The organism is Salegentibacter sediminis (assembly GCF_002078605.1).
Lineage (GTDB): Bacteria > Bacteroidota > Bacteroidia > Flavobacteriales > Flavobacteriaceae > Salegentibacter > Salegentibacter sediminis.
On the sequence record NZ_MSJR01000005.1, the window covers coordinates 51399 to 77405 of the forward strand.

29 protein-coding genes and 5 tRNA genes are annotated in these 26007 nt (G+C 40.6%); 25 read left to right on the top strand and 9 right to left on the bottom strand.

Annotated features, from left to right (window positions below; all coding sequences use genetic code 11):
• Window positions 1-33: 33 nt before the first annotated feature.
• Window positions 34-792, top strand: a complete 759-nt coding sequence (locus BUW93_RS09000) for a CDP-alcohol phosphatidyltransferase family protein (protein ID WP_081211304.1) — start codon at window positions 34-36, stop codon at window positions 790-792.
• A 7-nt stretch (window positions 793-799) separates the two neighbouring features.
• Here BUW93_RS09000 and lptB read toward each other — a convergent pair whose 3' ends face one another.
• From lptB to BUW93_RS09020, 4 genes are all read right to left on the bottom strand, one after another.
• A complete protein-coding gene (gene lptB / locus BUW93_RS09005; RefSeq protein WP_081211306.1) occupies window positions 800-1540 on the bottom strand; it encodes an LPS export ABC transporter ATP-binding protein in 741 nt (246 codons plus the stop codon).
• 140 nt (window positions 1541-1680) lie between these two features.
• Complete coding sequence (locus BUW93_RS09010; protein WP_081211308.1) at window positions 1681-2031, bottom strand: carboxymuconolactone decarboxylase family protein; 351 nt, start codon at window positions 2029-2031, stop codon at window positions 1681-1683.
• Entirely contained in the window at window positions 2021-2860 is an 840-nt protein-coding gene (gene tatC / locus BUW93_RS09015; RefSeq protein ID WP_081211310.1) for a twin-arginine translocase subunit TatC, read from the bottom strand. The genes BUW93_RS09010 and tatC overlap by 11 nt, the downstream gene beginning before the upstream one ends.
• Window positions 2860-3825 carry a KpsF/GutQ family sugar-phosphate isomerase gene (locus BUW93_RS09020; protein ID WP_081211312.1) on the bottom strand — a complete coding sequence of 322 codons (966 nt, stop codon included), beginning with the start codon at window positions 3823-3825 and terminating at the stop codon, window positions 2860-2862. The genes tatC and BUW93_RS09020 overlap by 1 nt, the downstream gene beginning before the upstream one ends.
• A gap of 82 nt (window positions 3826-3907) precedes the next feature.
• Between BUW93_RS09020 and recQ the strand changes: the two genes are divergently transcribed.
• On the top strand, window positions 3908-6106 hold the full coding sequence (recQ, locus tag BUW93_RS09025) for a DNA helicase RecQ (protein ID WP_081211314.1): 2199 nt from the start codon (window positions 3908-3910) through the stop codon (window positions 6104-6106).
• An 86-nt stretch (window positions 6107-6192) separates the two neighbouring features.
• On the opposite strand, the gene BUW93_RS09030 is transcribed toward recQ, so the two are convergent.
• Both BUW93_RS09030 and BUW93_RS09035 read right to left on the bottom strand, forming a co-directional pair.
• Complete coding sequence (locus tag BUW93_RS09030; RefSeq protein ID WP_081211316.1) at window positions 6193-6966, bottom strand: hypothetical protein; 774 nt, start codon at window positions 6964-6966, stop codon at window positions 6193-6195.
• A 35-nt stretch (window positions 6967-7001) separates the two neighbouring features.
• Window positions 7002-7736, bottom strand: coding sequence for an SAM-dependent methyltransferase (locus BUW93_RS09035; protein WP_081211318.1), 735 nt, complete (start codon window positions 7734-7736; stop codon window positions 7002-7004).
• 11 nt (window positions 7737-7747) lie between these two features.
• Here BUW93_RS09035 and BUW93_RS09040 point away from each other — a divergent pair, with 11 nt between their 5' ends.
• Window positions 7748-8242 carry a YkgJ family cysteine cluster protein gene (locus tag BUW93_RS09040; protein ID WP_081211320.1) on the top strand — a complete coding sequence of 165 codons (495 nt, stop codon included), beginning with the start codon at window positions 7748-7750 and terminating at the stop codon, window positions 8240-8242.
• On the opposite strand, the gene BUW93_RS15175 is transcribed toward BUW93_RS09040, so the two are convergent.
• Both BUW93_RS15175 and BUW93_RS09050 read right to left on the bottom strand, forming a co-directional pair.
• Window positions 8239-8484, bottom strand: a complete 246-nt coding sequence (locus tag BUW93_RS15175) for a PLDc N-terminal domain-containing protein (protein WP_081211322.1) — start codon at window positions 8482-8484, stop codon at window positions 8239-8241. The two genes, BUW93_RS09040 and BUW93_RS15175, sit on opposite strands and share 4 nt — an antisense overlap.
• Window positions 8485-8502: 18 nt before the next feature.
• Window positions 8503-9732 (bottom strand): exo-beta-N-acetylmuramidase NamZ family protein, encoded by a 1230-nt coding sequence (locus BUW93_RS09050; protein WP_081211529.1) that lies wholly within the window; start codon window positions 9730-9732, stop codon window positions 8503-8505.
• Window positions 9733-9741: 9 nt separating this feature from the next.
• On the opposite strand from BUW93_RS09050, the gene BUW93_RS09055 reads away from it, so the two are divergent.
• Together BUW93_RS09055 and BUW93_RS09060 are read left to right on the top strand one after the other, a co-directional pair.
• Window positions 9742-10974, top strand: coding sequence for an ABC transporter permease (locus BUW93_RS09055; protein WP_081211324.1), 1233 nt, complete (start codon window positions 9742-9744; stop codon window positions 10972-10974).
• Between the two features lie 69 nt (window positions 10975-11043).
• Window positions 11044-12024: a PLP-dependent cysteine synthase family protein gene (locus tag BUW93_RS09060; protein WP_081211326.1), complete on the top strand. Its 981-nt coding sequence runs from the start codon at window positions 11044-11046 to the stop codon at window positions 12022-12024.
• 158 nt (window positions 12025-12182) lie between these two features.
• On the opposite strand, the gene BUW93_RS09065 is transcribed toward BUW93_RS09060, so the two are convergent.
• Window positions 12183-12749 (bottom strand): hypothetical protein, encoded by a 567-nt coding sequence (locus tag BUW93_RS09065; RefSeq protein WP_081211328.1) that lies wholly within the window; start codon window positions 12747-12749, stop codon window positions 12183-12185.
• Window positions 12750-12806: 57 nt separating this feature from the next.
• On the opposite strand from BUW93_RS09065, the gene BUW93_RS09070 reads away from it, so the two are divergent.
• From BUW93_RS09070 to rplJ, 20 genes are all read left to right on the top strand, one after another.
• The gene (locus BUW93_RS09070; protein ID WP_081211330.1) at window positions 12807-13511 is read left to right on the top strand and encodes an SGNH/GDSL hydrolase family protein; all 705 of its coding nucleotides are present in this window, start codon (window positions 12807-12809) and stop codon (window positions 13509-13511) included.
• Window positions 13512-13555: 44 nt separating this feature from the next.
• Window positions 13556-14836, top strand: a complete 1281-nt coding sequence (locus BUW93_RS09075) for a DUF2851 family protein (protein WP_081211332.1) — start codon at window positions 13556-13558, stop codon at window positions 14834-14836.
• A gap of 23 nt (window positions 14837-14859) precedes the next feature.
• The gene (locus tag BUW93_RS09080) at window positions 14860-15090 is read left to right on the top strand and encodes a PspC family transcriptional regulator (protein WP_081211334.1); all 231 of its coding nucleotides are present in this window, start codon (window positions 14860-14862) and stop codon (window positions 15088-15090) included.
• Between the two features lie 135 nt (window positions 15091-15225).
• A complete protein-coding gene (locus tag BUW93_RS09085; RefSeq protein WP_081211336.1) occupies window positions 15226-17304 on the top strand; it encodes an amino acid carrier protein in 2079 nt (692 codons plus the stop codon).
• An 11-nt stretch (window positions 17305-17315) separates the two neighbouring features.
• Window positions 17316-18188, top strand: a complete 873-nt coding sequence (locus BUW93_RS09090; RefSeq protein WP_081211338.1) for a ComEA family DNA-binding protein — start codon at window positions 17316-17318, stop codon at window positions 18186-18188.
• 133 nt (window positions 18189-18321) lie between these two features.
• Window positions 18322-19491: an acyl-CoA dehydrogenase family protein gene (locus tag BUW93_RS09095; RefSeq protein WP_081211340.1), complete on the top strand. Its 1170-nt coding sequence runs from the start codon at window positions 18322-18324 to the stop codon at window positions 19489-19491.
• A 99-nt stretch (window positions 19492-19590) separates the two neighbouring features.
• Window positions 19591-19785: a 30S ribosomal protein S21 gene (gene rpsU / locus BUW93_RS09100; protein ID WP_081211342.1), complete on the top strand. Its 195-nt coding sequence runs from the start codon at window positions 19591-19593 to the stop codon at window positions 19783-19785.
• 133 nt (window positions 19786-19918) lie between these two features.
• Window positions 19919-20809: a tyrosine-type recombinase/integrase gene (locus tag BUW93_RS09105; RefSeq protein ID WP_081211344.1), complete on the top strand. Its 891-nt coding sequence runs from the start codon at window positions 19919-19921 to the stop codon at window positions 20807-20809.
• Window positions 20810-20842: 33 nt separating this feature from the next.
• Entirely contained in the window at window positions 20843-21145 is a 303-nt protein-coding gene (gene hpf, locus BUW93_RS09110; protein WP_081211346.1) for a ribosome hibernation-promoting factor, HPF/YfiA family, read from the top strand.
• A 103-nt stretch (window positions 21146-21248) separates the two neighbouring features.
• Window positions 21249-21322 (top strand) — tRNA-Thr (locus BUW93_RS09115).
• Between the two features lie 216 nt (window positions 21323-21538).
• Window positions 21539-21620, top strand: a tRNA-Tyr gene (locus tag BUW93_RS09120).
• Window positions 21621-21696: 76 nt separating this feature from the next.
• Window positions 21697-21769: transfer RNA gene (locus BUW93_RS09125), tRNA-Gly, on the top strand.
• A 133-nt stretch (window positions 21770-21902) separates the two neighbouring features.
• Window positions 21903-21974 (top strand) — tRNA-Thr (locus BUW93_RS09130).
• A gap of 58 nt (window positions 21975-22032) precedes the next feature.
• Window positions 22033-23220 (top strand): elongation factor Tu, encoded by a 1188-nt coding sequence (tuf, locus tag BUW93_RS09135; RefSeq protein ID WP_081211348.1) that lies wholly within the window; start codon window positions 22033-22035, stop codon window positions 23218-23220.
• A 60-nt stretch (window positions 23221-23280) separates the two neighbouring features.
• A tRNA-Trp gene (locus tag BUW93_RS09140) sits at window positions 23281-23353 on the top strand.
• 78 nt (window positions 23354-23431) lie between these two features.
• The gene (secE, locus tag BUW93_RS09145) at window positions 23432-23629 is read left to right on the top strand and encodes a preprotein translocase subunit SecE (protein WP_081211350.1); all 198 of its coding nucleotides are present in this window, start codon (window positions 23432-23434) and stop codon (window positions 23627-23629) included.
• Between the two features lie 12 nt (window positions 23630-23641).
• On the top strand, window positions 23642-24193 hold the full coding sequence (gene nusG, locus BUW93_RS09150; protein ID WP_081211352.1) for a transcription termination/antitermination protein NusG: 552 nt from the start codon (window positions 23642-23644) through the stop codon (window positions 24191-24193).
• 79 nt (window positions 24194-24272) lie between these two features.
• Window positions 24273-24710 (top strand): 50S ribosomal protein L11, encoded by a 438-nt coding sequence (rplK, locus tag BUW93_RS09155; RefSeq protein ID WP_081211354.1) that lies wholly within the window; start codon window positions 24273-24275, stop codon window positions 24708-24710.
• A 19-nt stretch (window positions 24711-24729) separates the two neighbouring features.
• Window positions 24730-25428 carry a 50S ribosomal protein L1 gene (gene rplA / locus BUW93_RS09160; protein WP_081211356.1) on the top strand — a complete coding sequence of 233 codons (699 nt, stop codon included), beginning with the start codon at window positions 24730-24732 and terminating at the stop codon, window positions 25426-25428.
• A 10-nt stretch (window positions 25429-25438) separates the two neighbouring features.
• On the top strand, window positions 25439-25960 hold the full coding sequence (gene rplJ, locus BUW93_RS09165) for a 50S ribosomal protein L10 (protein WP_081211358.1): 522 nt from the start codon (window positions 25439-25441) through the stop codon (window positions 25958-25960).
• The last annotated feature ends 47 nt before the right edge of the window (window positions 25961-26007 follow it).

Here is a 26007-nt window from a genome sequence, read left to right on the forward strand (position 1 = left end):
TTTACTTTAGTATTTTTACCAAAAACTAAACCAATGGCCATCAAAAAATACGTTCCTAACTTCATTACTCATCTAAATCTTTTAAGCGGAACCATAGCGGTGATCTTCGCCGTACAGGGGAATTTGATTATGGCAGCTGTTTTTGTGGCAGCGGGAGTTTTCTTTGATTTCTTTGATGGGCTTGCCGCCAGAGCATTTAATGTGAAAAGCGAGGTAGGGCTGCAACTGGATTCGCTTGCCGATGTGGTGACCAGCGGGGTAGTACCGGGTATTGTTATGTACCAGATGCTGAGCAAAGCACTTGCTAATCGGGGAGAAGCTTCCACTACCGAATGGAGTATCCAGGGGACCTGGTGGGAATGGAATTTTAATACTTTGGCGCTTATCGGCTTATTTATTACCCTGGCTTCGGCGTTCAGGCTGGCAAAATTTAATGTAGATGATCGTCAAACCGATTCATTTATAGGGCTGCCAACGCCGGCCAACGCAATGTTGATCCTGAGTTTGCCTTTAATTCTGACTTTTCAGCCCGGGGACTTTATTTCCTCCTTATTGCTGAATGAATGGTTTCTTATCGGCTTGACGCTTTTAAGCTGTTATTTGCTGAATGCAGAAATCAAACTATTTGCACTTAAATTCAGTGATTGGTCTTTTGCCAAAAATAAGTTACGCTATTTCTTCCTGCTCTGGTGTTTGGCTTTAATCGTGCTTTTTAAATTTATCGCTATTCCACTAATTATCGTGAGCTATGTATTGCTTTCGGTATTGGTGCCGGCAAAAGAGAACGTGTAGACCAGATTTAATCGAAGATCTTTTTCTTCCGAAGCTCAAAATTCTTTCCGAGATATACTTTTCTCACCATTTCATCTTCTGCGAGTTCTTCAGGAATACCATGTTTCAGGATACTACCTTCAAACATAAGATAGGTGCGGTCGGTAATGGCAAGAGTTTCCTGGACATTGTGGTCGGTGATCAGAATCCCGATATTCTTGTTCTTTAATTGTGCTACAATACGTTGAATATCTTCTACCGCTACGGGATCTACCCCGGCAAAAGGTTCATCGAGAAGAATGAAATTAGGGTTGGTTGCCAGGGCTCTTGCGATCTCGGTACGCCGGCGCTCGCCACCGCTTAAGAGGTCTCCGCGGTTCTTGCGAATATGGTTAAGCCCGAATTCTTCAATTAGGGATTCCATCTTCAGGTGGCGTTCCTTTTTAGAGAGATCGGTGAGTTCCAGCACGCTCATAATGTTATCTTCAATGCTTAGCTTCCTGAAGACTGAAGCTTCCTGGGCCAGGTATCCTATCCCGTGCTGTGCCCGTTTATACATCGGATATTTAGTGATTTCAGCATTATCGAGAAAAATCCTTCCTCCATTGGGTTTTATAAGGCCTACTATCATATAGAAAGAAGTGGTTTTCCCGGCACCGTTAGGGCCCAAAAGTCCTACGATCTCTCCCTGATTAACTTCGATGGAGATGCCTTTAACAACTGCTTTTCCCTTATATGTTTTAACTAAGTTTTCAGCGCGTAATTTCATCTGTTATATTTTTTAACCAGGGTTTGGCAATAGGCACAGGCTTATAATCCTACTCCTGTTTGTTGCCATTTTTGGGTCCAGCAGCATGCTGGTTTCATACTGCAAATTAAGTGCACTAAGATACATTAATTATACCAGCCTTATTCTTTCACTTCTTCCAGCTCCTCCCAGTATTCAAACGCTCTGCGCAGATGAGGTATCACAATCGTACCTCCTACAAGTGTGCCTATACTAAGGGTTTCCATAACCTCTTCGCGGCTTAGGTTTGCTTTGTAGCTGCTCTCCAGGTGGTATTTTACACAATCGTCGCATCTTAGCACCAGGGAAGCCACCAGGCCGAGAAGTTCTTTTGTTTTTTTATCGAGGGCCCCTTCGGTGAAGGCATTGGTATCAAGATTGAAAATTCTTTTTAAAACCTTGTTATTCTCACTCAGGATCTTATCGTTCATCTGAGCGCGGTACTCATTAAACTCTTCTACTTTATTGCTCATAGCCTTGTTTTTTCATTTTTCGTTGTTCCTGTTTATAAATCACCTTTGAGATCAGGATACTTACCTCGTAGAGCAGAAGTACCGGGATTGCAACGATAATCTGGCTCACAATATCGGGAGGAGTGATTATAGCTGAAAGTATCAATACCAGCACCAATGCGTATTTTCTGTATTTCTTCAGAAACCCGGGGGTTACGATCCCAATTCGGGTAAGAAAATAGATAAGAATAGGTAATTCAAAAATGAGTCCGCTTGCCAGCACCGATGCCCTTACCAGGCCAATATAACTGCTGAGGTCAAAGTCGTTAAAGACGGTTTCACTTACCTGGTATTTTCCGAGGAAATTAATGGAAAGTGGTGTTACCACGTAGTATCCAAAAACCACACCGAGGAAGAACAACAGGGAAGAGATGAAAATAAAGCCTTTGGCGTACCTGCGTTCGTTATTGTGCATGGCCGGGGCCACGAATTTCCAGAATTCATAGATCACATAGGGAAATGCTATAATAAATCCGGCGGTAATGGAAGTCCAAACGTGCGCAGAAAATTGTCCACCCATAGTTCTACTTTGGATCCGGAAGGGCATTTCGTCAAAACAAAAACCACCATCAATTCCCAGGGCGGTAGAGATTCGGCAGAGAATATCGTAGGAAAAGAAACTTCCTTTACTGGGCCCAAACAGTAGGACATCAAAGATAAATCCTTTGGCTAAAAATGCTATACTTCCGGCAATTACTACAGCCAGGGTAGCTCTGATAAGGTGCCAGCGCAGGTCTTCTAAATGGTCCAGAAAGGACATCTCATCCTGAGGAGTGCCTATTTGCTTCATTATAAAATGCCTTCTCTAATTAGGTTATGAATATGGACAACCCCTTTATATTTTCCATTTTTTACGGCCAGGAGTTGGGAGATCTTGTTCTCTTCCAACATTTCAAGCGCATCTACGGCAAGGCTATCCTGGTCGATTGTCTTTGGATTGATGCTCATGATATCTCTGGCAGTAAGGTTTTTGAATTCGGTTGAATCCTTCAACATTCGTCTTATATCTCCATCGGTAATTATTCCAATGATCTTATCGTTTTCAAGCACAGCCGTAACCCCCAGCATTTTTTCGGAAATCTCTATGATCGCATCGGTGACTGAAGTCTCAGGCGCGACGATAGGTTTTTGATTCTGGGCGGTAATATCGCTCACCCGCAGGTAAAGTTTTTTGCCAAGCGAGCCTCCCGGGTGATATTTGGCAAAATCCTTACGGGTAAAACCTTTCAGATTAACCAGGGCAATGGCCAGGGCATCGCCCAATACCATTTGTGCCGTGGTACTTGTGGTGGGCGCCAGGTTATTGGGGCAGGCTTCCTTTTCTACATAGGAATTTAGTACAAAATCTGATTCCTGGCCCAGGAATGAATTTCTATCGGCAGTGATCCCTATAAGAGGATTTTTAAAGCCTTTAATAAAGGGAACCAGCACCTTAATCTCCGGGCTGTTTCCACTCTTCGAAATACAAATCACCACATCATCTTTTTGAATATTTCCCAGGTCGCCGTGAATCGCATCGGCTGCGTGCATAAAAATTGCCGGGGTGCCAGTAGAATTTAATGTGGCTACGATCTTACTGGCAATAATAGCACTTTTCCCTATTCCGGTAACTACCACTCTTCCTTTAGAATGATAGATTTTTTCTACTGCCTCAACAAACTCATTATCAATAAGATGTTCTAAATTGGCAATCGCTTTGGCTTCAATGGAAATGGTTTCTCGGGCAGCAATAAGAATTTTTTCCTGGAGTTTCAAATTAGATAAAATTATGAATTGTGAGTCTAAAGAAATATGTATCTTTAATTTGCAAATGTATGTAAAATTGTAACACAATTGAATGAGTTTGAAGGAAATTGATTTACACCAACAGCTAAAGAAGTACTTTGGATTTAGCCAGTTTAAAGGGCTTCAGGAAGAGGTGATTACCAGTATTGTGAAAGGAAACAACACCTTTGTGGTAATGCCTACCGGAGGAGGGAAATCCCTATGTTACCAACTCCCTGCGTTGATTGAAGAAGGAACGGCAATTGTGGTTTCGCCCCTTATCGCTTTAATGAAAAACCAGGTAGATGCTATACGCGGGATTTCCTCGGAACATGGGGTTGCCCATGTTTTAAATTCTTCCCTGAACAAAACGGAAGTGCGGCAGGTGAAAGAGGATATCGCTAACGGGGTGACTAAGTTATTATATGTAGCTCCCGAATCGCTTACCAAGGAAGATCATGTAGATTTTCTCAAAAAGCAAAAGATATCTTTTATGGCCATAGACGAAGCTCACTGTATTAGTGAGTGGGGGCATGATTTTAGGCCCGAATATCGTAATCTCAGGCAGATAATTCAACGTATAGGGGATAACATCCCAATAATTGCACTTACGGCAACAGCGACTCCAAAAGTACAGGAAGATATTCTAAAAAATTTGGGAATCCCTGATGCCAAGGCTTTTAAGGCGAGTTTCAACAGGCCTAATCTGTATTACGAGGTAAGGCCGAAGACCAAAAATGTAGATGCCGATATCATCCGTTTTGTAAAACAAAATGAAGGTAAGTCGGGGATCATTTATTGTTTGAGTCGAAAAAAGGTGGAAGAGCTGGCCCAGACCCTCCAGGTAAATGGAATAAAAGCTGTGCCTTATCATGCCGGGCTCGATGCCAAGACGCGTTCTCGACACCAGGATATGTTTCTTATGGAAGATATAGATGTGGTAGTGGCCACTATTGCTTTCGGGATGGGGATTGATAAACCCGATGTGCGTTTCGTGATACACCACGACATTCCCAAGAGTATAGAGAGTTATTATCAGGAAACCGGCCGTGCTGGTCGTGATGGGGGAGAAGGGCATTGTCTTGCTTTTTATTCCTACAAAGATATTGAGAAGCTCGAAAAATTTATGAGCGGTAAACCCGTAGCCGAACAGGAAATAGGGCATGCTCTTTTGCAGGAAGTAGTGGCCTATGCCGAGACTTCAGTTTCCAGGCGAAAATTCATACTTCATTATTTTGGAGAGTCATTTGACGAGGAAACCGGGGAAGGAGCTTCTATGGATGATAACGTAAGATATCCCAAGAAAAAACATGAGGCTAAAGACGAAGTAGAGCTTGTACTAAAAACAGTAAAAGAAACCAAAGAACTGTATAAGGCCAAGGAAGTGGTTAAAACCCTTCTCGGGAAATCCAATGCGGTAATCTTATCGCATAAAACCAATGAACATCCACTTTTTGGAAAGGGAAAGAACCGTGACGGAAAATACTGGATGGCCCTGATAAGACAGGTGTTGGTTGCCGGCTTCCTCAAAAAGGATATCGAAACTTACGGGGTAATAAAACTTACTGAAAAAGGCCGAAAATATCTGGAAGAGCCTCAGTCTTTCATGATGACCGATGACCATATTTTCGACAGTACTACCGAGGGAGTTTCTGTTAGTACTCAATCTACCGGAGGCGGGGTAGATAAAAACCTGGTTAAAATGTTGAAGGAACTTCGCAAAAAGGTTGCTAAGAAACTGGAAGTACCTCCCTTTGTTGTTTTTCAGGATCCTTCCCTTGAGGATATGGCCTTGAAATATCCTGTCACTATGGAAGAGCTTAATAATATTTATGGGGTTGGTGAAGGTAAGGCCAAAAAGTACGGAAAGGATTTTGTAGACCTTATCGGCAGGTATGTGGAAGATAATGATATTATAAGGCCCGATGACCTAGTGGTGAAATCTACCGGCGCCAATTCTGCCCTTAAGCTTTATATCATTCAGAATGTAGACAGGAAATTACCCCTGGATGATATCGCTTCAGCGAAGGGCATGGAAATGCCAGAGTTTATTAAGGAGATGGAAGCCATAGTTTACAGTGGTACCAAACTCAATATCGATTACTGGGTTGATGATATCCTGGATGAAGATCAGCAGGAAGAATTACATGAATATTTTCTCGAAGCTGAAACAGACAAAATAGATGCTGCTATAGAGGAATTTGAAGGAGAATATGATGATGAAGAATTAAGGTTATACCGCATCAAATTTATTAGTGAGGTGGCAAATTAGGTGTAGGTAAGACGTTAATTGGAGATTCGTTCACTGGATTTTGATTTCAGGGAAAAAATTGAGAACCGGGAGCAGCTAGCTGTAAACTATTTTCCCCCGTTCTTTTGAAGATCAAAAATGCACTGATCATCAAGACCGGGAATGCTCCCACCATCTATTACATCAACAATTCCGCTACCGAATTCTATGGAAGCCTGCATCAGGCAGCCCGAAACATTGCAATGCCCCGGATATTCTTCATCTTTATGATCTGATTGTGGCTCGGTACCCAGGTCTACAAGTCCGAAAAGATGTCCGAATTCGTGATTCAGGGTGGCAGCTTCAATATCTGCTTTTGATGGGGCGTTAGGGCGGTTGGCGAAATTTTTTATCGTTTCTCCGTAGATTACCATCGAGGTGTTTCTGAAGGCAGAGCCCAGAACAAAACGATTTTCTTCATCTTTTTCGCTACTGCCATCCGCAAAATAAATAAATACCGCAATTTCATCTCCTACATTATAAAGGCTTCTTGTATCTTTTTCTATTGCTGCTATTTCCTCAATATCGAAAGGAGCTTTCCCTGAGGATTCCACGGCCCTCATACTTATTTGAATTCCATCTGGTTTGTAAACCCTGTCCTGGAGGAAATTTTTAAACTCTGCTATGGCTTGTTGCGAGGGCGCGTAGTCGTTTACATAAGCAATCTCAATATTCATCGAGGTGAAACGCTCATCGCTAAGCAAATCGTGAGCTGAATCACCCAGTCCCTGGAGATTGGCAGTTTTATTAATCTTGTTATCATCGTCGGTATTATCTGATGTACAGGAAGACAATACCAGGAAGAGCGATAAAAACAGGGCTAAGTGATTTATTTTAAGCATTTGACAGAATTTGAAAGTTTGGTAAAAATAGAAATTTAATACATATTGGGCTTTAATTCAGCTAAATAATCATAGTGCTCCCCTTTTTTTATGAGTTTACAGCTGAAATTATTTTTATGAGCCGCCAGTTCCAGGGAGTTAAAATCGATGTAAAGCCAATTAAACCACGGGCCTTTTTCGCCTTTATAACTCAGCTGAAATTGAATTTCTCCATAATACCCCTCTGCAGGATTAACCCAGATTCCTCCATCTTCTTCAGGATCAAAGAGAAAGCTAAGGTCTGAAGAATCCAGCAGGATCTTTCCGCCGGGAGTTAATAAATTTCTGGCCTGGGAGAAGAATTGGTCCAGGTTGGAAAGTTTTCCGATTATTCCACTGCCATTCATCAGCATCAGTAGAGTATCGAATTTTTCATCTACCAGATCGAAGAAATCGATGCTTCGGACATCTTTTAGTCCGCGCAAACCTGCGATCTCTATGGCCCCTTCAGAAGTATCAATTCCGGTAACTTTTAATTTCTTTTGCTTCTGAAGATATAGCCCATGGCTTCCTGCGCCACAGCCTATATCCAGGACGTGCCCGGAACACAGCTGAAGCGCTTTTCGCTCCAAAGGAGGCATTTCAGAAAAACTCCTGAATAAATAAGGCACGGGTATAATATCATCATCAAAATCGGGGGAATGTACGTGGATAGGTGTGTCGTCTTTATGATGATAAAAAGCAGCGATCGCTTTTCCGAAGATATCTTTATCTGGAGTTTTGTTATTCATATCTTTGCAAAATGGAGGAAAATTTAGATAATCTCCCCGAGCGGGCCAAAGATAAGCATAAGGAAAATAAGAAGTTCTTTTCGCGGCTTCGGAAAAAACCACCAAGAGACCTGGACCGCCAAATGCAGGAGCTTCACGAGGATGAATTTTCCCGAACTAATTGTTTGGATTGTGCCAACTGCTGTAAAACCACGGGCCCGCTATTCACCAATAAAGATATTGAGCGAATAAGTAAACATCTTAAACTCAAACCGCAGCAGTTTATCGAACAATACCTTCGAATCGATGAGGATAATGATTATGTACTTCAGGAAGTTCCCTGTGCTTTTCTTGCTCCCGATAATTATTGTTTAATCTATGATGTGAGACCCAAAGCCTGCAGGGAATTTCCACATACCGACAGGAAGGACTTCCATAAGATCTCTAATCTCACCATAAAGAATACCGCGATTTGTCCCGCGGCATATAATATAGTGGAGGAGATGAAGAGGAGGATGAAAATCTAAGACCGCCGTCTGAAATGCCTTATTCTTCTCTTTCTAAGATTAAATTTCTTGTAGTTTTTAATTATTATAAAATATAATATCGGCCCGAAAAAGGGGAGGAAGATGATGATAAGCACCCAAATAAGACGATGCCGCCCCTTAAAGTTTTGCTTTAGCAAATGAGCAAAAGCAAGCACCGGGAGCACTAACAATGCCACCATAAAAGCCGAAAGCCAAAAACCGGATGTTTCTAACTCAATCATAGGGGATTTATTTTCCCCTTAATATAGTAAATATTTTTTTCGTTTTTCAGAAAATTCTGCTAATCCCGGTTTCCAGCTTTCACGAATTTCCTCCGCACTAAATCCTTCTTCTATTTGCTGCTGAAGTTTTGTTGTGCCGGCAAGCTTGGTAAAGAAAGCGTTGAAGAACTTATCTTTATCTTCGGTGTTTTGGTAGGCTTCAATAAGCCATTCCAGATTTATTTTATTCAGATGTTTGTGATCGCTTAGGTCACGTCCGTAGCAGGTTTTTCCAAGATGTTTTGGATTTTTCGCCCCATCTTTACTTTCGGGAGTGTAGCTATAATCAAAGTAGCTTTTATCTAAATAAGGCGACCCAAAAACCTGGAATTGCTTATCGGTGCCACGTCCGGCATTAACATTGGTACCTTCAAAAAAACAAAGGCTGGGATATAGATTTATTGACTGCGCATTAGGGAGATTGGGTGATGGTTTTACCGGGAGTTCATAGCTAAGAGAATGATCATAATTTTTCATTTCCACGACCTCCAGCTCACACTGAATCCCGTCTTTTAGCCATTTTTCGCCATTGATCATTTTAGCATATTCTCCCATCGTGAGTCCGTGTACGGTTGGGATTGGGTGCATTCCTACAAAACTTTTGTTTTCCATTTCCAGAATAGGTCCGTCTAGATAATGGCCATTTGGATTAGGGCGGTCAAAAACGATGAGTTGGATATCATTTTCGGCGCAGGCTTCCATCACATAATGTAAAGATGAGATATAAGTGTAAAACCTGGCTCCCACATCCTGAAGATCAAAAATAAGTACATCGAGTCCTTCCAATTGTTCGGGTTTTGGTTTTTTGTTACCGCCGTAGAGAGAGATCACCGGCAGCCCCGTTTCAGCATCTTTTCCGTCTTCAATGGCTTCACCGGCATCGGCCGTGCCACGGAAGCCGTGTTCAGGCGCGAAAACTTTTTTTAGATTGACCTCGAGTGAAAGCAGGGAGTCTACCAGATGAATATAACCGGATTCTGTCTCAATACGCGAGCTTTGATTTCCCACCAGGCCAACACTTTTTCCTTCCAACATGGGGAGGTAAGTTTCGGTGCGGTTTGCGCCGATAATTATGTTTTCTGAAGTCAATTCAGCTAGGTCCTTTTCCTCAGAAACTGTAGTGCTTTCTTTTTGGGAATTTGCGTTTCCGCAGGAAACAAGTCCAATAAAAGCGAATAAAAATGTACTTTTGAATAACCTTTTAATCATCCTGATAATTTGAATTTCGAATTTTTCGTAGTAAAGCGCCTCATCGGCGCCAAAGGCCATAAAAGTAGCATATCTGCCCCAATAATAAAAATCGCGATAGTAGCCATCGCTATCGGGGTTATCATGATGTTGGTTTCCTTTGCTACCGGGCTGGGACTGCAGGAAAAGATACGGGATAAGATTGCAGCTTTTAACGGGCATATTAGTATTTCCAGTTACGATAATAACAGCTCCCAGGTTTCCCTGGCTCCTATTTCCAAAGAGCAGGACTTTTACCCCGAATTCACCAGGGTAGAAGGAATTGAGCATGTTCAGGCTGTGGCTACAAAGGCTGGAATTATTAGAACTGAAACCGATTTTGAAGGGGTTTTGGTAAAAGGTTTGGGAGAAGATTATAAGTGGGAATATTTTAAAGACTTTATAATTGCAGGTGAAATTCCAGACTTCACCGGTAAACTTAACGATGAGGTGATGATCTCGGCTTATCTTTCCAACAGGTTGGGACTTAAGGTGGGAGATAAGGTACCGACATATTTCTTGCGGGAGGAGAGCGACCGGCCGCTATTGCGAGCCTTCGTGATCACGGGAATATATAATTCTGGTTTTCAGGAATTCGATGAATTGTATATGCTTGCAGATATCCGGCATATTCAGCGTATCAATCGTTGGGAAGAGGATGAAGTAGGAAATTTTGAGGTTTTTATAAGCGATTTTGGTCAACTGGATCAAAAAGGGCAGGAGGTTTACGAGAACACCGGTTCGTTTTTGGATGCGCAAACTATTAATCAGAAATACTATTCTATTTTTGAATGGTTGGAGCTTTTTGATTTTAATATAGCCCTTATTATAGGGATAATGATCCTGGTTGCAGGGATTAATATGATTACCGCGTTGTTGGTTTTAATCCTGGAACGTACCCAGATGATAGGCATCCTTAAGGCTCTGGGGAGCGGGGATTGGAGCATAAGAAAGATATTTTTATATAATGCGGGCTATTTAATTTTGTTGGGTTTATTCTGGGGAAATCTTATTGGAATTGGTTTGTTGCTAATCCAGAAATATTTTAAATTATTCCCGTTGAATCCCGAGACTTATTATGTAACCGAAGTTCCGGTGTATATAAACTGGGATTATATCCTTGCGGTTAATATTGGCACCCTGATATTATGTATGCTAATGTTATTGATACCTTCGGTAATTATCTCAAAAATATCCCCGGCAAAAGCTATTAAATTTGAGTAGAATGAAAGCCATTGAAGTTAAGAAGTTAATGCGACTACTTTTGGTAAGTTATAAATTGTAATATTTTATATGGAATACGCAGAAAATATTTTAGGAACCATTGGGAACACCCCTTTGGTGAAAATGAATAAAATAACTAAAGAGCTAGACGCCCTGGTTCTGGCTAAATACGAGACCTTTAATCCTGGCAACTCCGTAAAAGACAGGATGGCGGTTAAGATGATTGAAGAGGCTGAAAAAAGCGGAGCCTTAAAGCCGGGTGGGACCATAATTGAAGGTACCTCAGGAAATACAGGAATGGGGCTTGCCCTGGCCGCCATTGTAAAAGGTTACAAGATGGTTTGTGTAATCTCTGATAAACAGAGCAAGGAAAAAATAGATATTCTTAAGGCTGTGGGGAGTGAAGTAATAGTTTGCCCCACCGATGTTGCCCCTGAAGATCCCCGGTCTTATTATTCAACTTCAAAAAGGCTGGCAGAGGAGACCCCTAATTCATGGTATGTAAATCAATATGATAACCTGGCCAATACCCAGGCTCATTATGAAACTACGGGGCCTGAAATATGGCGTCAAACCGATGGGAAGGTCACCCATTTTGTAGTAGGGGTTGGAACAGGAGGAACTATCTCTGGGGTTGGTAGATACCTTAAAGAACAAAACCCCAATATTAAAGTTTGGGGAATCGATACCTATGGTTCGGTTTTCAAGAAATATCATGAAACAGGAGTCTTCGATGAAAACGAGATCTATCCTTACGTAACCGAAGGTATTGGAGAAGATATCCTACCCAAGAATGTAGATTTTAGTGTTATAGACGGATTTACCAAAGTAACCGATAAGGATGCGGCAATCTATACCAGGAAACTGGCAAAGGAAGAAGGTTTTTTTCTTGGAAATTCTGCCGGGGCAGCTGCAAAAGGTTTGCTTCAGCTAAAGGAACATTTTTCCAAAGACGATGTGGTGGTGGTATTATTTCATGATCACGGTAGCAGGTATGTTGGTAAGATGTTCAACGACGAGTGGATGAAAAAGATGGGATATATTGATTAAACTTTAATTCTTTTTCTCAAGAAGTAGTGGAGGTAAAAAACTTCAAAATACACACTGGAAAAGGTAAAAAGTGAAGATATGCTAAAGACCGGAAGAGGAATCTTCCGGTTTTTTTTATGAATTGTGTATATAAAAACAGGACAGTTTAAAGTGATTTTTTAATTCTCTTCCCATCCCCAGGGAGCGCCTGGATTTTCCACAGGTTGGTTTAAATTGAATTCAACAGAAAAACTGGTATTGGTGCCAATACGTTTCAGATTATAGGTAAAACTGTTTTCATCCAGTTCAATAAACCAAACATTGGTGGCTGCGGCCGGAAGTAAATCTGCAGTTTCTTTATCGGCAGGGAAGACTTGTAGGTCAGCAAGTCCTGTATTGGTAGCCAGTCCGCCATACTGTGTGATTTTATCTTCAGAACCATCACGGTGGCGGTGGTCGTGTTTTAGTTTTATCTTATCGTCCTTAAATGTAAGGACCCAGGTACGCGATTTATTGTCTCCTACAAAAAAGGGAATCCTGATAATGTTTTCATCACAGGACCTTACGTGCATGATGAGCTTTTTTCCAACGAAATCTTCTCCGGGATTTATACTGGTTATTGTTCCCTGGTAGGCTTCCCCGCAATGGCCCTGTAACTGTGTCCAGAATTTTTCTGCCGGACTGTGCTGGGCATAAAAGAATGAAAAGCTAAGAAATAAAAATAAGGAGATGTAGATCTTTTGCATACCTAAAAGTTTTGAGTTACTGCAAAATACAGTATTTTCAGCTTAAAATAATTTTAGATGAAAAAAATACTACTGGTTTTTATAGTCGCTGTATTTCTCACCAGCTGTGGGAGTGTAGTGGAAACAGTGCAGGAAGATGTAGCTCCCGAATATGAAATGGATTACAGTTATTTAGCACTGGGAGATTCTTATACCATTGGGGAAGGGGTGGCTGTGGCCGAGCGTTGGCCGGTTCAACTAACAAATAATTTACGGGACCGGGGCTATAAGGTCGCACCTCCAAAGATCATAGCTCAAACGGGTTGGACCAGTAGAAATCTTTTTAAAGCGATGGAGCAAGAATTGAATTATACCCGCAAATTCGATCTGGTTTCCATTCTTATAGGAGTGAACGATCAATACCAGGGAAAAAGCATTAGGGAATATGAAGAAGACCTGAGACAGGTATTTAGAATGGCCCTGAACTATTCAAAAACACGGGAGCACGGGGTCTTCGCCTTAAGTATTCCAGACTATGGGGTAACCCCTTTCGCCGGGGAGAAGGCTGAAGAGATCTCGGCTGAGATCGCTGAATTTAATGCGGTCTTCAGAAGAGTTGCTGAAGAATATGGTGTCGATTTCTATAATATCACCCCTGTTTCCCGGGAAGCCGCCCGTGATCCCGGCCTCCTGGTAGAGGATGAGCTTCATCCCAGCGGTAGGATGTACCGCTATTGGGTAGAGGAAATTATAGATGAAATCACCCAAAAGTTGCCAAATTAAGTCCTGGATTTTTAATAGGGGGAGGAGTTTTCTAATTTTAAGAAATGCAAGAAGATTTTCTCCATTACCTCTGGAAATATAAAAAATTCGATTTCACCCAGGCTCGAACTTCAGATGGCCAATCTGTAGTGCTCATAGACCCGGGGATGCATAACCATAATTCAGGTCCAGATTTTTTTAATGCGAGAATACGTATCGGGAATCAGCTTTGGGCGGGAAATGTAGAAATTCATTTAAGAGCTTCAGACTGGTATTTTCACCGGCATGAGACCGATAGCAATTATGATAATGTAATACTTCACGTGGTTTGGGAAGATGATATCGAGGTGTACCGGAAGAATAATTCTATAATTCCAAGTCTGGCTTTGAGCGGCTTAGTAGACAAAGCTCTTTTGAACAAATACCGTAACCTGGTAACTACCCGCGATAAATGGATCAATTGCGAAAAAAACTTCCCTTATGTCGACGAATTTAAATTGAGGCATTGGCTGGAACGGGTTTACTTTGAGAGATTGGAAAATAAATCGGAATTGATTCTGAAAATACTGAAGGCTTCTGAAAACAATTGGGAAGCCGTATTGTTCAGTCTTCTTTGCAGGAACTTCGGATTGAATGTAAACGGAGATGCTTTCCTGAGCCTGGCTCAGAGTTTCGATTTTTCCCTGGTTCAAAAATGTGCTTTGGACAGGTTAAGGCTGGAGGCTTTGCTTTTTGGACAGGCCGGTTTTCTAAAGGAAGATTCTTCAGAAATTTATTTCAGAAATCTTAAAAGAGAATATGAGTTCCTGCAACATAAATACCGGCTCAGGAATGATCAGGTTGTCCAGGCGAAATTCTTTAGGTTAAGACCGGATAATTTCCCTAATATTAGGCTCTCACAGCTGGCCTCGTTGTATCACCAGCATAAGAATTTGTTTTCAGAGCTCATTAGGGCCAGGGAACTCAATGCTATTGCTGAGGTTTTTAAGGTAGAGACTTCAGAATTCTGGCAAACTCATTATACATTTAGTAAAGCCCATAAAAAACGAACTAAAAGGATCACTAATAGCTTTGTAGATTTAGTTGTGATCAATACCGTGGTACCGCTTAAATTTTGCTATGCACGGGAAACAGGGCAGGAACCGGAAGAAGAAATACTGAATATTCTAACAGCTATAAAAGCTGAAAGCAATAGTATCATTGAGAAATTTAATCTGTTAAGACCTGGAACGACTTCAAATGCTTTGGATTCTCAGGCAGTGCTTCAGCTAAAAAACAATTATTGCGATATGAACAAATGTTTGAATTGTGAAATTGGAACAAGCTTATTACAGGCTGTAAATTAATTGGGAAAGTTTATCTTTGCGTAATGCGTAGTTTAATTTATAAAATAAGATACTTTTTTGAACGTCACGGTTTCTATGTTTCTTCGCGGCTGGCCGATAAAATTGGAATGCGTGCAAAGAGTGTAAGGCTATTCTTTATTTACGCATCTTTCTTCACCCTGGGAATAGGTTTTGTGGTTTATTTAACCCTGGCTTTCTGGCTTAAGCTCAAAGATTTGGTGTATACAAAGCGTACTTCTGTTTTCGACCTTTAAAAAAGATTTTTTAGTTGTGAGGATATTCTTTTTTAACAATTCCTTTACAATTTAACTCCTAAAAATTTGAAAAAGGCTATTTTTTTAGCATCTTGCTTCGCTGAAAAATAAAATCTAAATTAACTACTAGACTATATGGGAAAGTATATACTTTCATTGTTCTTTTTATTTTCATTTGTAGCTGTAAATGCTCAGGAACTTGAAGTTGAGGCCAAATTAGGGAATCCTTCAAATGTGATTAACAATGGTTTCATAGACCTGGATGTAAGTGGGGGCGTCCCGCCTTATACCTATCAATGGTCTAATCAGGAAACAGGATTAAATTCAGAGCGAGCCGAAGGCTTAACCGAAGGCATTCCTTATAATGTAGTAATCACCGATAGCGAGGGAACTTCTACGACCCGCTCTTATGAGGTGAAGGCGGAAGCTATCACCGAACATTTCAACGGTACCTTCGTACCTATCGTAGAAAATATGACGGCTATCCTTTTCTGGGATCCGTTTTCTGCAATTGGGGTCTACGACCCAATAGCTTATGCCGATATAAAAAATGTACCTACTCCGGGCTGGGAAGCCGGGATAGAAGATAGTTTTGTTCTCAAGCAATGGAATGTTGCTGAGGGGGAACACGTAGAAGAAGGCGAACTAATTGCGATAATAGGTTCAGACCGAGGAGAGGATATTAATGCCTATGCGAATACAACCGGTACGCTTCAGCACAAAGTGCCGGAGGGTGGCGTAATTTATGATTTTGAAAATACTGAGGATGTTATTGAGGCGGGAGCCCATTTTTTTGCCAGTATAGAATATGATGAGCCTGTTATGTTGACTCATCCTAACGGCGATCCTCAAACCCATAACATCCCTTTTATAGTAATATGGCTAATCTTTGGTGCGGCTTTCTTCACCGTTAGAATGGGCTTTATCAACTTTAGAGGGTTTAAACATTCTTTAGACCTTGCAAAAGGAAAATATGACGATCCCAATGCACCTGGTAGTATTACACACTTCCAGGCTTTAACCACTGCCGTTTCTGCGACAGTTGGTTTAGGAAATATTGCCGGGGTTGCCGTAGCGGTTTCCCTTGGTGGCGCCGGAGCAACATTTTGGATGATTATAGCCGGACTTCTGGGAATGTCTTCAAAATTTGTAGAATGTACCTTAGGAGTGAAATACAGATTTATTAATTCTGAAGGGCGCATCTTCGGAGGCCCAATGAATTATCTACGTTACGGTCTTGAGAAAAGAAATATGCGAGGTCTTGGGAAATTCCTGGCTGCATTCTTCGCTATTCTCGGTATTGGCGCCTCATTTGGTGGAGGAAATATGTTCCAGGCAAACCAGTCTTTTGAAATTCTTTCCGGACAATTCCCAATGCTTGTTGGAAATGGATTCTGGTTTGGAGTTGTGATCGCTGTTCTTGTAGGAATTGTGATTATTGGAGGTATACAGAGTATAGCCAAAGTAACCGGGAAAGTTGTACCATTTATGGCAGCCGTTTATATACTTGGTGCCCTTACCGTTATAGGTATTAACTTCGAAAATATAGGGCCTGCTTTTGCAGCAATTTATGACGGAGCTTTTAGCCCAACGGCATTAAAAGGTGGGGTTATTGGAGTACTTGTAGTAGGATTCCAGAGAGCTGCTTTCTCTAACGAAGCAGGTGTCGGATCTGCGGCTATTGCTCACTCCGCTGCTAAAACAAATAATCCGCCGTCTGAAGGTTTTGTAGCTTTACTTGAGCCTTTTATTGATACGGTGGTGGTATGCACTTTAACTGCTTTGGTGCTTATTTTTACCGGAATGCATGAGATAGAAGGTGTAGGTGGAGTTCAGTTAACCTCCGATGCTTTCGCCAGTGTTATTTCCTGGTTCCCTTACGTACTTGCATTGGCGGTATTCCTTTTTGCTTTTTCAACTATGATCTCCTGGTCATACTACGGAATGCGTTCCTGGACTTACCTTTTTGGTAAAAGCAAAAAAACCGAATTGGTGTATAAAATATTATTCCTTGTATTTGTAGTGGTGGGAGCATCCATTAGTTTAGGTGCTGTACTTGACTTCTCAGATATGATGATACTTGCTATGTCTTTCCCTAATATTATCGGGCTTTATATAATGTCTGGGGAAGTGCGGGAAGATCTTAGAGAATATTTCCGTAAATTAAAGGCTGGCGAACTCTTTAAAAAACAGAAGGAGGCCAAGGCTAGCTAATTTAATTTACAATGAAAGGTATAAGATCCCATTTTGTTTTTTCAAGAAATCAACAAAATGGGATCTTTCTTTTGGTGTTGATTGCTATAGTGCTGCAGGGAGTATTTTACTTTATAGATTTCAATACAGGGAAAAGTATTTCTGTGGAAGATGAGGAAATAAAAAGATTTCAGCAGCAAATAGATTCCATAAGAAGCGCCAGGGCAGAAGCCGATACCCTGAAGATTTACCCTTTTAATCCCAATTATATAACAGATTACCGGGGCTACACCCTTGGGATGAGCCTAAAAGAAATAGACCGGCTTCATAAATACCGGGCAGGGGATAAGTGGGTGAATTCGGCAGAAGAGTTTCAGAAAGTCACAGGGGTTTCTGATTCTTTGCTGAAAATTATTTCCCCTTATTTTAAATTTCCCGAATGGGTGACCAAGCCCAGACCATCCTTATCTCCAAAAACAGCATTGGTTCACCGAAGTTTTTCAGAAAAAGCCGATTTGAATACAGCTTCAGCAGAAGAACTTCGGGAAATCAATGGAATTGGGGAAGTGCTTTCCAGAAGAATCATTACTTATCGCAATAAGATTGGGGGCTTTGTGAACGACATTCAGTTAAAAGATATTTACGGTTTGGATTACGAAACCCGTGAAAAACTCAAGGCGCAATTCACCGTAAAAAGTAAACCCTCAATAGAGCTCTTGAATATTAATGAAGTCGGTCTCCTGGAGTTAAGTGAAGTGCCATATATTGGATATGAGCTGGCCCGGGAAATTATTGATTACAGATTGTTGCACGAGAAAATTGACAGCTTTGAAGAATTGTCAAAATTAGAGCGGTTTCCGGGGGATAAAATTGATAGGATTCAATTATATTTGAGCATTGATTAAGATTTCTAAATTATCTTTCTTATCAGGATTAACCTGGAATTTTTATTTCGGAATCTTGAAAAATCAGTTTATTTTTAACGAGTTAGAATTTAAAGGCTAAACTTCAGCTAGCCCTAAAACCTATTATTAGCGCATGAACAGTATGTATTTTACAGAAGAACACGAACTATTCAGAAAAAGTTTTAAGGATTTCCTTCAAAAAGAGGTGGTACCTCATATAGATAAATGGGAAAAAACGGGAGAGATTGAGCGTTTCATCTGGAAGAAATTTGGGGAAATGGGGTATTTTGGCCTTAATCAACCTGAAGAATACGGCGGAATGGGGTTGGACCTTTTTTACACCGTTATCTTTCTTGAAGAATTGCAAAAGATTAACTCCGGCGGTTTTGCTGCTGCTATGTGGGCCCATGCCTACCTGGCGATGACTCACGTAAAGACAGAAGGAAGCGAAGAGATCAAGAAGGAATATCTCACTTCCAGTATAGACGGAGAGAAGATAGGCTGTCTATGTATCACTGAACCTTTTGGGGGCTCCGATGTTGCCGGGATGCGAAGTACCGCGGTGAAGAAAGGAGATAAATATATTCTGAATGGATCGAAGACCTTTATCACTAACGGGGTATATTCAGATTATCTGGTAGTTGCTGCAAAAACCGACCCCGGGAAAGGGAGTAAGGGAATGAGCATCTTTATGGTAGATCGTGATACGCCTGGGATATTCAGTTCTAAACTCGATAAGCTTGGGTGGCGTGCTTCAGATACTGCCGAAATAGCTTTTGACAATGTAGAGATTCCTGCAAATCATTTGATGGGAGAGGAGAATAAAGGTTTTTCATATATTATGCAGCATTTTGCCATGGAGCGCTTAATAATGGGAATAAATGCGCACGCTCGTGCCGAATATGCCCTGGATTACACCCTGGAATATATGGCCGAGCGAGAAGCTTTCGGGAAAACTATAAATAAATTTCAGGCATTGAGACACAAGGTTGCCGATATGGCCAGTGAAGTAGAGATGTGCCGTGAGTTTAATTATTCGGTTACCAAAAGAATGGAGGCCGGGGAATACGTGGTAAAAGAAGCCAGTATGTCTAAGTTGCTTTCCACCAAAATAGCCGACCAGGTGATCTATGATTGTTTACAGATGCTGGGAGGTTATGGTTATATGGAAGATTACCCGCTAGCAAGAATGTTACGCGATAGTCGTTTAGGGCCAATTGGAGGTGGAACTTCTGAGATATTACGCGAGATAATCGCCAAAATGGTCATCGATAAGAAGGAATACAAACCTGCTGCCAAATAAATTTTTAGCGCTGCAGGAAATAATTTAAATAATAATTGTGGGTTTGTATAATTGAAGTATATTTGCAGCCTATAATTTTTAAAGAAAGGAGGTGACACTATGTTAATAATACCAGTAAAAGACGGAGAAAATATTGATAGAGCGCTGAAGCGTTTTAAGAGAAAATTCGATAAAACGGGAACGATGCGTCAATTGAGAAGTCGTCAACATTTCACAAAGCCGTCAGTAGAACGTAGGGCTCAAATCCAAAAAGCAGAATACATTCAGCATTTAAGAGATCAGGAAGACATCTAGAGCTTTTTTCTTTTAAGTTGATAATTCTCTTACAGAGATTTAAATTAAATCCAGGATAGCCTTGCTTCTTGGTATTTCAATATAACTGTTGGTAAAATAAAGTTTCATAACTTTGTTTACCAACAGTTTTTTTATGCCCTTTTCTCAGTTTCTGGACTACCTTCATTTAGAGAAGAATTACTCTGCCCATACTATTACCGCCTATAAGGCCGATCTTAACGCGTTTCTGAATTTTTTAAAAGAAGGGTTCGATACTGAAGATCTCGCTAAGGTGAGCTATCCTCAAATAAGGACATGGATCGTGAGCCTGGTGGAGACCGGGATCTCTAACCGAAGTGTTAACCGGAAAGTTTCCTCTTTGAAAGCCTACTATCGGTTTCTTCAAAAAACCGGCCAACTGGAAATTTCTCCCCTCGCTAAGCATAAAGCTCTTAAAACCCCTGTGAAAGTCCAGGTGCCTTTTTCTGAAAAAGAAGTGAAGCAGGTACTGGATTCTTTTGAAACCGATACCTTCGAGGGAATAAGAGATAAACTTATTGTGGAATTGTTTTATACCACGGGCCTCCGGCGAATTGAACTCATCAATATTAAGGCTGGGGATATCGATGAAGGAAATAAGGTGATGAAGGTATTAGGGAAACGAAACAAGGAAAGGTATATCCCATTACTGGGTTCGGTTTGCGAATCGGTTAAGGCATATCGGAGCGCCAGAATGGCTTTAATAGGAGGGGCTGGAAATAAGGAATTTTTTATAACTGAAACCGGCGTTAAATTATCTGAAAGTTTTGTTTATAGGATTATTAATAATTACTTTAGTAAGGTATCGGGGAAGCTAAAAACCAGTCCGCATATATTAAGGCATAGCTTCGCCACACATTTATTAAACCAGGGAGCGAACCTTAATGCTGTAAAAGAATTGCTGGGCCATTCAAGTTTGGCTTCAACACAAGTATATACGCACAACAGCATTGCCGAACTTAGTAAAGTTCATAAAATGGCGCATCCCCGGAACAAGAAAGACTAATTCAATTATTGTTTAATTAAACTCTTCGACAAGATGAAAGTAAACGTGCAGTCTGTAAATTTCAATGCTGATCAAAAACTCATTGATTTTATTCAAAGGAAATTAGATAAACTAGATAACTATTTTGATAAGATAATTTATGCTGATGTATTTCTGAAAACAGAGAACTCCAGTGATAAAACTAACAAGACCACAGAAATTTTACTCAGTATTCCCGGCGGGGAGTTAATAGTGAAAAAGACCTGCAAAAAATTCGAGGAATGTGTAGATGAATGTGTTGGATCTCTTCAAAGGCAATTGATTAAACGCAAAGAAAAAATGAACGCTCACGTTTAGGTAATTTTTTTTCGCAGAATTGTTTTGTGAAAGGAATAATTTATTTACATTTGCAGTCCGTTAGAAATAGCGGGCTTTTTTATGTGAAAAAAGTGGCTTAGAGGCCGATGTAGCTCAGCTGGCTAGAGCAGCTGATTTGTAATCAGCAGGTCGTGGGTTCGAGTCCCTCCATCGGCTCTTGAAATTTTGAAACACACAATTGTCCCTCTGGAAATAAAATATTCAGGGTTTAAGATTCTGGAGTTGAGGCGACTAAAAATTGTTCTTAAAATTTTTAAAAAAATGCTTTGGATGCTGCTGTAAATTTCTTTTTATTTGCAGCCGTTTTAAAAGACATCATAAAGCTTAACCGGGAGCGGTTATGGTTCTATGAAATAGTGGAAAATTTGTTTTGGGGAGATACTCAAGCGGCCAACGAGGGCAGACTGTAAATCTGCTGTTTTTAACTTCGCAGGTTCGAATCCTGCTCTCCCCACTTAATTAATTCAAAATTGAAAAATTAAAGATTCGAGGTTGGCCTTGAATTAAGGATTTGGAATATTGAATTGAACGCGGGAGTAGCTCAGTTGGTAGAGCGTCAGCCTTCCAAGCTGAATGTCGCCGGTTCGAACCCGGTCTCCCGCTCTGATTTTCCGATAGACGAATAGTTGACGTCTAAGTCGGATTAGGAACAAACGATTTTAAAACCCGTAAGCCTGAAGCAGGCTTATGGTGTTTTTTGTTTTTCTGAAAAAATAGGGGGGAAGCTTCCTTAAAAGCCGACGTAGCTCAGGGGTAGAGCGTTTCCTTGGTAAGGAAGAGGTCACGAGTTCAATTCTCGTCGTTGGCTCTAGATTTTGTATAAAATTGAACACTAATATATAACTAAGATTAAATAAGTATTAATTATGGCAAAGGAAACTTACGATCGGTCCAAGCCGCACCTTAATATAGGTACTATTGGACACGTAGATCACGGAAAAACGACTTTAACTGCAGCTATTACTAAGGTATTAGCTGAAGCTGGTTATTCAGAAGCAAGTGCTTTTGATCAAATCGATAATGCTCCTGAAGAAAAAGAAAGAGGTATTACTATTAACTCTTCTCACGTTGAGTATGCAACGGCTAACCGTCACTATGCTCACGTTGACTGTCCTGGTCACGCCGACTATGTAAAGAACATGGTAACTGGTGCTGCTCAAATGGACGGTGCTATTCTTGTTGTAGCTGCGACCGATGGTCCTATGCCACAAACTCGTGAGCACATCCTTCTTGGACGTCAGGTTGGTATTCCAAGAATTGTTGTCTTCTTGAATAAAGTTGACCTTGTTGATGATGAGGAACTACTTGAATTAGTTGAAATGGAAGTAAGAGATCTTCTTTCTTTCTACGAGTATGATGGAGATAACTCTCCTGTAATCTCTGGATCTGCTCTTGGAGCCCTGGAAGGTGATGAGAAATGGTCTAAAACCGTTCTTGAGCTTATGGAAGCTGTAGATAACTGGATCGAACTTCCAGAGCGTGATGTAGATAAGCCGTTCCTAATGCCAATCGAGGATGTATTCTCTATTACTGGACGTGGTACTGTTGCAACTGGTCGTATTGAGACTGGTGTTGCTAACACCGGAGATCCTGTAGAAATTATTGGTATGGGTGCAGGTAAACTTACTTCTACTATTACTGGTGTTGAGATGTTCCGTAAGATCCTTGATAGAGGTGAAGCTGGTGATAACGTAGGTATCTTACTTAGAGGTATTGAGAAAACTCAAATCTCAAGAGGTATGGTAATTACCAAACCTGGATCTGTAACTCCTCACTCTAAGTTTAAAGCTGAGGTTTATATCCTTAAAAAAGAAGAAGGTGGACGTCACACTCCATTCCACAACAACTACCGTCCTCAGTTCTACGTACGTACAACTGACGTAACAGGAACAATTAACCTTCCTGATGGTGTTGAGATGGTAATGCCTGGTGATAACCTTACTATTACTGTAGATCTTATTCAGCCAATTGCAATGAATGTTGGACTACGTTTCGCTATTCGTGAAGGTGGTAGAACAGTAGGTGCTGGTCAGGTTACAGAAGTTCTAGACTAATTAGAATTTTCATATAAAAAGGTATCCTGGTCTACAGCCGGGATACCTTCACTTATATTTACGGGTTTAGCTCAGTTGGTAGAGCACTGGTCTCCAAAACCAGGTGTCGGGAGTTCGAGCCTCTCAACCCGTGCAGAAAAAAAGAAACGAGAAGCCTGTCCTTAGGGAAACTGAAGGAAGTCTCTCAATCCGTTCAAATACTTTGAAAGAAATGGCAGGAATTGTTAATTACATATCTGAATCTTACAACGAATTAAAGAACCATGTTACCTGGACAAGCTGGTCAGAAGCTCAAAGGCTTACCGTACTTGTAGCGGTATTTTCTATAATTTTTTCACTAGCAATATGGGGTATAGACACTGTATTTAGTGGGGTTATTGAGGAATACTTTAAGTGGATTAAATCTTAAAATAAGTAGGCAATGGCAGATGTTAAGGAGAAAAACTGGTATGTAGTACGGGCTGTTAGTGGGCAGGAAAATAAAGTGAAGGAATATATTGAGCGGGAAATCGCCCATAATAATCTTGAAGACTATATCGATCAGGTTTTGGTTCCTACCGAAAAGGTGATCCAGATAAGAAACGGGAAGAAAGTTAATAAAGAAAGAGTTTATTTTCCTGGGTATGTAATGGTGCAAGCCAATCTTGGCGGAGAAATTCCTCATATTATTAAATCTATTAATGGAGTAATCGGCTTTTTGGGTGAAACCAAGGGCGGTGATCCGGTGCCTTTAAGAAAATCTGAAGTAAACAGAATGCTAGGTAAGGTAGATGAGCTTTCGGTTAAGACCGATAATGTGGCCATACCTTTTACCATAGGAGAAACCATTAAAGTTATTGATGGTCCTTTTAACGGGTTTAACGGTACGGTAGAAAAGATTAATGAAGAGAAGCGTAAACTTGAAGTAATGGTAAAGATCTTCGGAAGAAAGACACCATTAGAATTGAGTTATATGCAAGTTGAAAAAGTATAAAGATTTTATTGTTACATAGTTTTTTCGATAGTTTTTTTAAGCTTCCACTATAACAAACTATCACCTAAAAATTGAAAAAATGGCAAAAGAAGTAAGTAAAGTTGTAAAACTACAAGTTCGTGGGGGTGCTGCTAACCCATCACCACCAGTTGGACCTGCTTTAGGTGCTGCCGGGGTAAACATCATGGAATTCTGTAAGCAATTCAATGGTAGAACCCAGGATAAACAAGGTAAGGTATTGCCAGTTGCGATTAATGTTTACACAGATAAGTCTTTCGACTTTGTGATTAAAACACCTCCAGCTGCAGTACAGTTATTGGAAGCATCTAAAACAAAAAAGGGTTCAGGAGAACCTAACCGAAAAAAAGTAGCAAGTGTTTCTTGGGATCAGGTTAAAGCTATTGCAGAAGACAAAATGCAGGATTTAAATGCCTTCACGATAGAATCTGCTATGAAGATGGTTGCCGGAACAGCTCGTTCTATGGGAATAACTGTAAAAGGTAACGCACCGTTTTAATCCAAAAAGAAATTAAGAAATGGCAAAATTGACTAAAAAGCAAAAAGAAGCCCAATCTAAAATCGAAAGCGGTAAGACGTATTCGGTAGCAGAAGCTTCAGCTTTAATAAAGGATGTTTCCAATGAGAACTTTGACGCTTCTGTGGATTTAGCGGTTCGTTTGAACGTAGACCCCAGAAAAGCCAACCAAATGGTAAGAGGTGTTGTAACCCTTCCACACGGTACAGGTAAAGACGTTAAAGTATTGGCTTTGGTAACTCCAGATAAGGAAGAAGAAGCAAAACAAGCTGGCGCTGATTATGTTGGATTGGATGAGTATCTTGACAAGATAAAAGGAGGCTGGACCGATGTTGATGTAATTATCACTATGCCTAGTGTAATGGGTAAATTAGGACCTCTTGGTCGAGTTTTAGGACCACGTGGATTAATGCCTAACCCTAAGACCGGTACAGTAACTATGGATGTTGCAAAAGCAGTATCTGATGTTAAGGCTGGTAAGATCGACTTTAAAGTTGATAAAACCGGAATTGTACACGCTGGTATAGGAAAAGCATCTTTTGAGGCTGAAAAATTAGCCGGAAACGCGAGAGAATTATTAACTACTTTGGTAAAATTGAAGCCTCAGGCAGCAAAGGGAGTATACATTAAAAGTATACACATCTCTACTACTATGAGCCCAAGCGTGGAGATTGATACTAAAAGGTTCACTGAGCAATAATTAGATAGTTATGACAAGAGAAGAAAAATCAATAGTAATTGAAGATTTAACTGCCCAGTTAACTGATAATTCAATCATATATTTAGCTGATATTTCCGGTCTTAACGCCGGAGCGACCTCTAATTTACGTAGAGCTTGCTTTAAAGCTAATGTACAACTTGCGGTAGTTAAAAATACCTTGCTTGCCAAAGCCATGGAAGGATCTGATAAAGATTTCGGTGATCTTCCTGGAGTTTTGAAAGGCAATACCTCAATAATGATCTCTGAAACCGGTAACGCTCCGGCCAAAGTGATCAAAGAATTCAGAAAAAAATCTGATAAACCCCTTCTTAAAGGAGCTTTTGTAGAAGAAGCTATTTATGTTGGCGATGAGTATCTTGATACCTTGGTTAACATCAAATCTAAAGAAGAAGTTATTGGAGATATCATCGGATTGTTACAATCACCTGCTAAGAATGTTGTTTCAGCACTTCAGTCTGGTGGTGGTAAGCTAGCCGGAATTCTTAAAACACTTTCCGAAAAGGAAGGATAGCATAGTACGCACTTTTTAACAATTATATATTTAAAGAACATTTTAAA

Bases quoted from the DNA above. Each gene is read 5' to 3' on its own strand.
- tatC (WP_081211310.1), bottom strand. From the start codon at position 2,860: ATGAAGCAAATAGGCACTCCTCAGGATGAGATGTCCTTTCTGGACCAT.
- rplJ (WP_081211358.1), top strand. From the start codon at position 25,439: ATGACAAGAGAAGAAAAATCAATAGTAATTGAAGATTTAACTGCCCAG.
- BUW93_RS09010 (WP_081211308.1), bottom strand. From the start codon at position 2,031: ATGAGCAATAAAGTAGAAGAGTTTAATGAGTACCGCGCTCAGATGAAC.
- BUW93_RS09060 (WP_081211326.1), top strand. From the start codon at position 11,044: ATGGAATACGCAGAAAATATTTTAGGAACCATTGGGAACACCCCTTTG.
- BUW93_RS09105 (WP_081211344.1), top strand. From the start codon at position 19,919: ATGCCCTTTTCTCAGTTTCTGGACTACCTTCATTTAGAGAAGAATTAC.
- secE (WP_081211350.1), top strand. From the start codon at position 23,432: ATGGCAGGAATTGTTAATTACATATCTGAATCTTACAACGAATTAAAG.
- BUW93_RS09035 (WP_081211318.1), bottom strand. From the start codon at position 7,736: ATGAATAACAAAACTCCAGATAAAGATATCTTCGGAAAAGCGATCGCT.
- BUW93_RS15175 (WP_081211322.1), bottom strand. From the start codon at position 8,484: ATGATTGAGTTAGAAACATCCGGTTTTTGGCTTTCGGCTTTTATGGTG.
- BUW93_RS09065 (WP_081211328.1), bottom strand. From the start codon at position 12,749: ATGCAAAAGATCTACATCTCCTTATTTTTATTTCTTAGCTTTTCATTC.
- tuf (WP_081211348.1), top strand. From the start codon at position 22,033: ATGGCAAAGGAAACTTACGATCGGTCCAAGCCGCACCTTAATATAGGT.
- BUW93_RS09030 (WP_081211316.1), bottom strand. From the start codon at position 6,966: ATGCTTAAAATAAATCACTTAGCCCTGTTTTTATCGCTCTTCCTGGTA.
- lptB (WP_081211306.1), bottom strand. From the start codon at position 1,540: ATGAAATTACGCGCTGAAAACTTAGTTAAAACATATAAGGGAAAAGCA.
- rpsU (WP_081211342.1), top strand. From the start codon at position 19,591: ATGTTAATAATACCAGTAAAAGACGGAGAAAATATTGATAGAGCGCTG.
- BUW93_RS09085 (WP_081211336.1), top strand. From the start codon at position 15,226: ATGGGAAAGTATATACTTTCATTGTTCTTTTTATTTTCATTTGTAGCT.
- BUW93_RS09095 (WP_081211340.1), top strand. From the start codon at position 18,322: ATGAACAGTATGTATTTTACAGAAGAACACGAACTATTCAGAAAAAGT.
- rplK (WP_081211354.1), top strand. From the start codon at position 24,273: ATGGCAAAAGAAGTAAGTAAAGTTGTAAAACTACAAGTTCGTGGGGGT.
- BUW93_RS09000 (WP_081211304.1), top strand. From the start codon at position 34: ATGGCCATCAAAAAATACGTTCCTAACTTCATTACTCATCTAAATCTT.
- BUW93_RS09040 (WP_081211320.1), top strand. From the start codon at position 7,748: ATGGAGGAAAATTTAGATAATCTCCCCGAGCGGGCCAAAGATAAGCAT.
- BUW93_RS09080 (WP_081211334.1), top strand. From the start codon at position 14,860: ATGCGTAGTTTAATTTATAAAATAAGATACTTTTTTGAACGTCACGGT.
- hpf (WP_081211346.1), top strand. From the start codon at position 20,843: ATGAAAGTAAACGTGCAGTCTGTAAATTTCAATGCTGATCAAAAACTC.
- recQ (WP_081211314.1), top strand. From the start codon at position 3,908: ATGAGTTTGAAGGAAATTGATTTACACCAACAGCTAAAGAAGTACTTT.
- BUW93_RS09090 (WP_081211338.1), top strand. From the start codon at position 17,316: ATGAAAGGTATAAGATCCCATTTTGTTTTTTCAAGAAATCAACAAAAT.
- nusG (WP_081211352.1), top strand. From the start codon at position 23,642: ATGGCAGATGTTAAGGAGAAAAACTGGTATGTAGTACGGGCTGTTAGT.
- BUW93_RS09050 (WP_081211529.1), bottom strand. From the start codon at position 9,732: ATGATTAAAAGGTTATTCAAAAGTACATTTTTATTCGCTTTTATTGGA.
- BUW93_RS09075 (WP_081211332.1), top strand. From the start codon at position 13,556: ATGCAAGAAGATTTTCTCCATTACCTCTGGAAATATAAAAAATTCGAT.
- rplA (WP_081211356.1), top strand. From the start codon at position 24,730: ATGGCAAAATTGACTAAAAAGCAAAAAGAAGCCCAATCTAAAATCGAA.
- BUW93_RS09070 (WP_081211330.1), top strand. From the start codon at position 12,807: ATGAAAAAAATACTACTGGTTTTTATAGTCGCTGTATTTCTCACCAGC.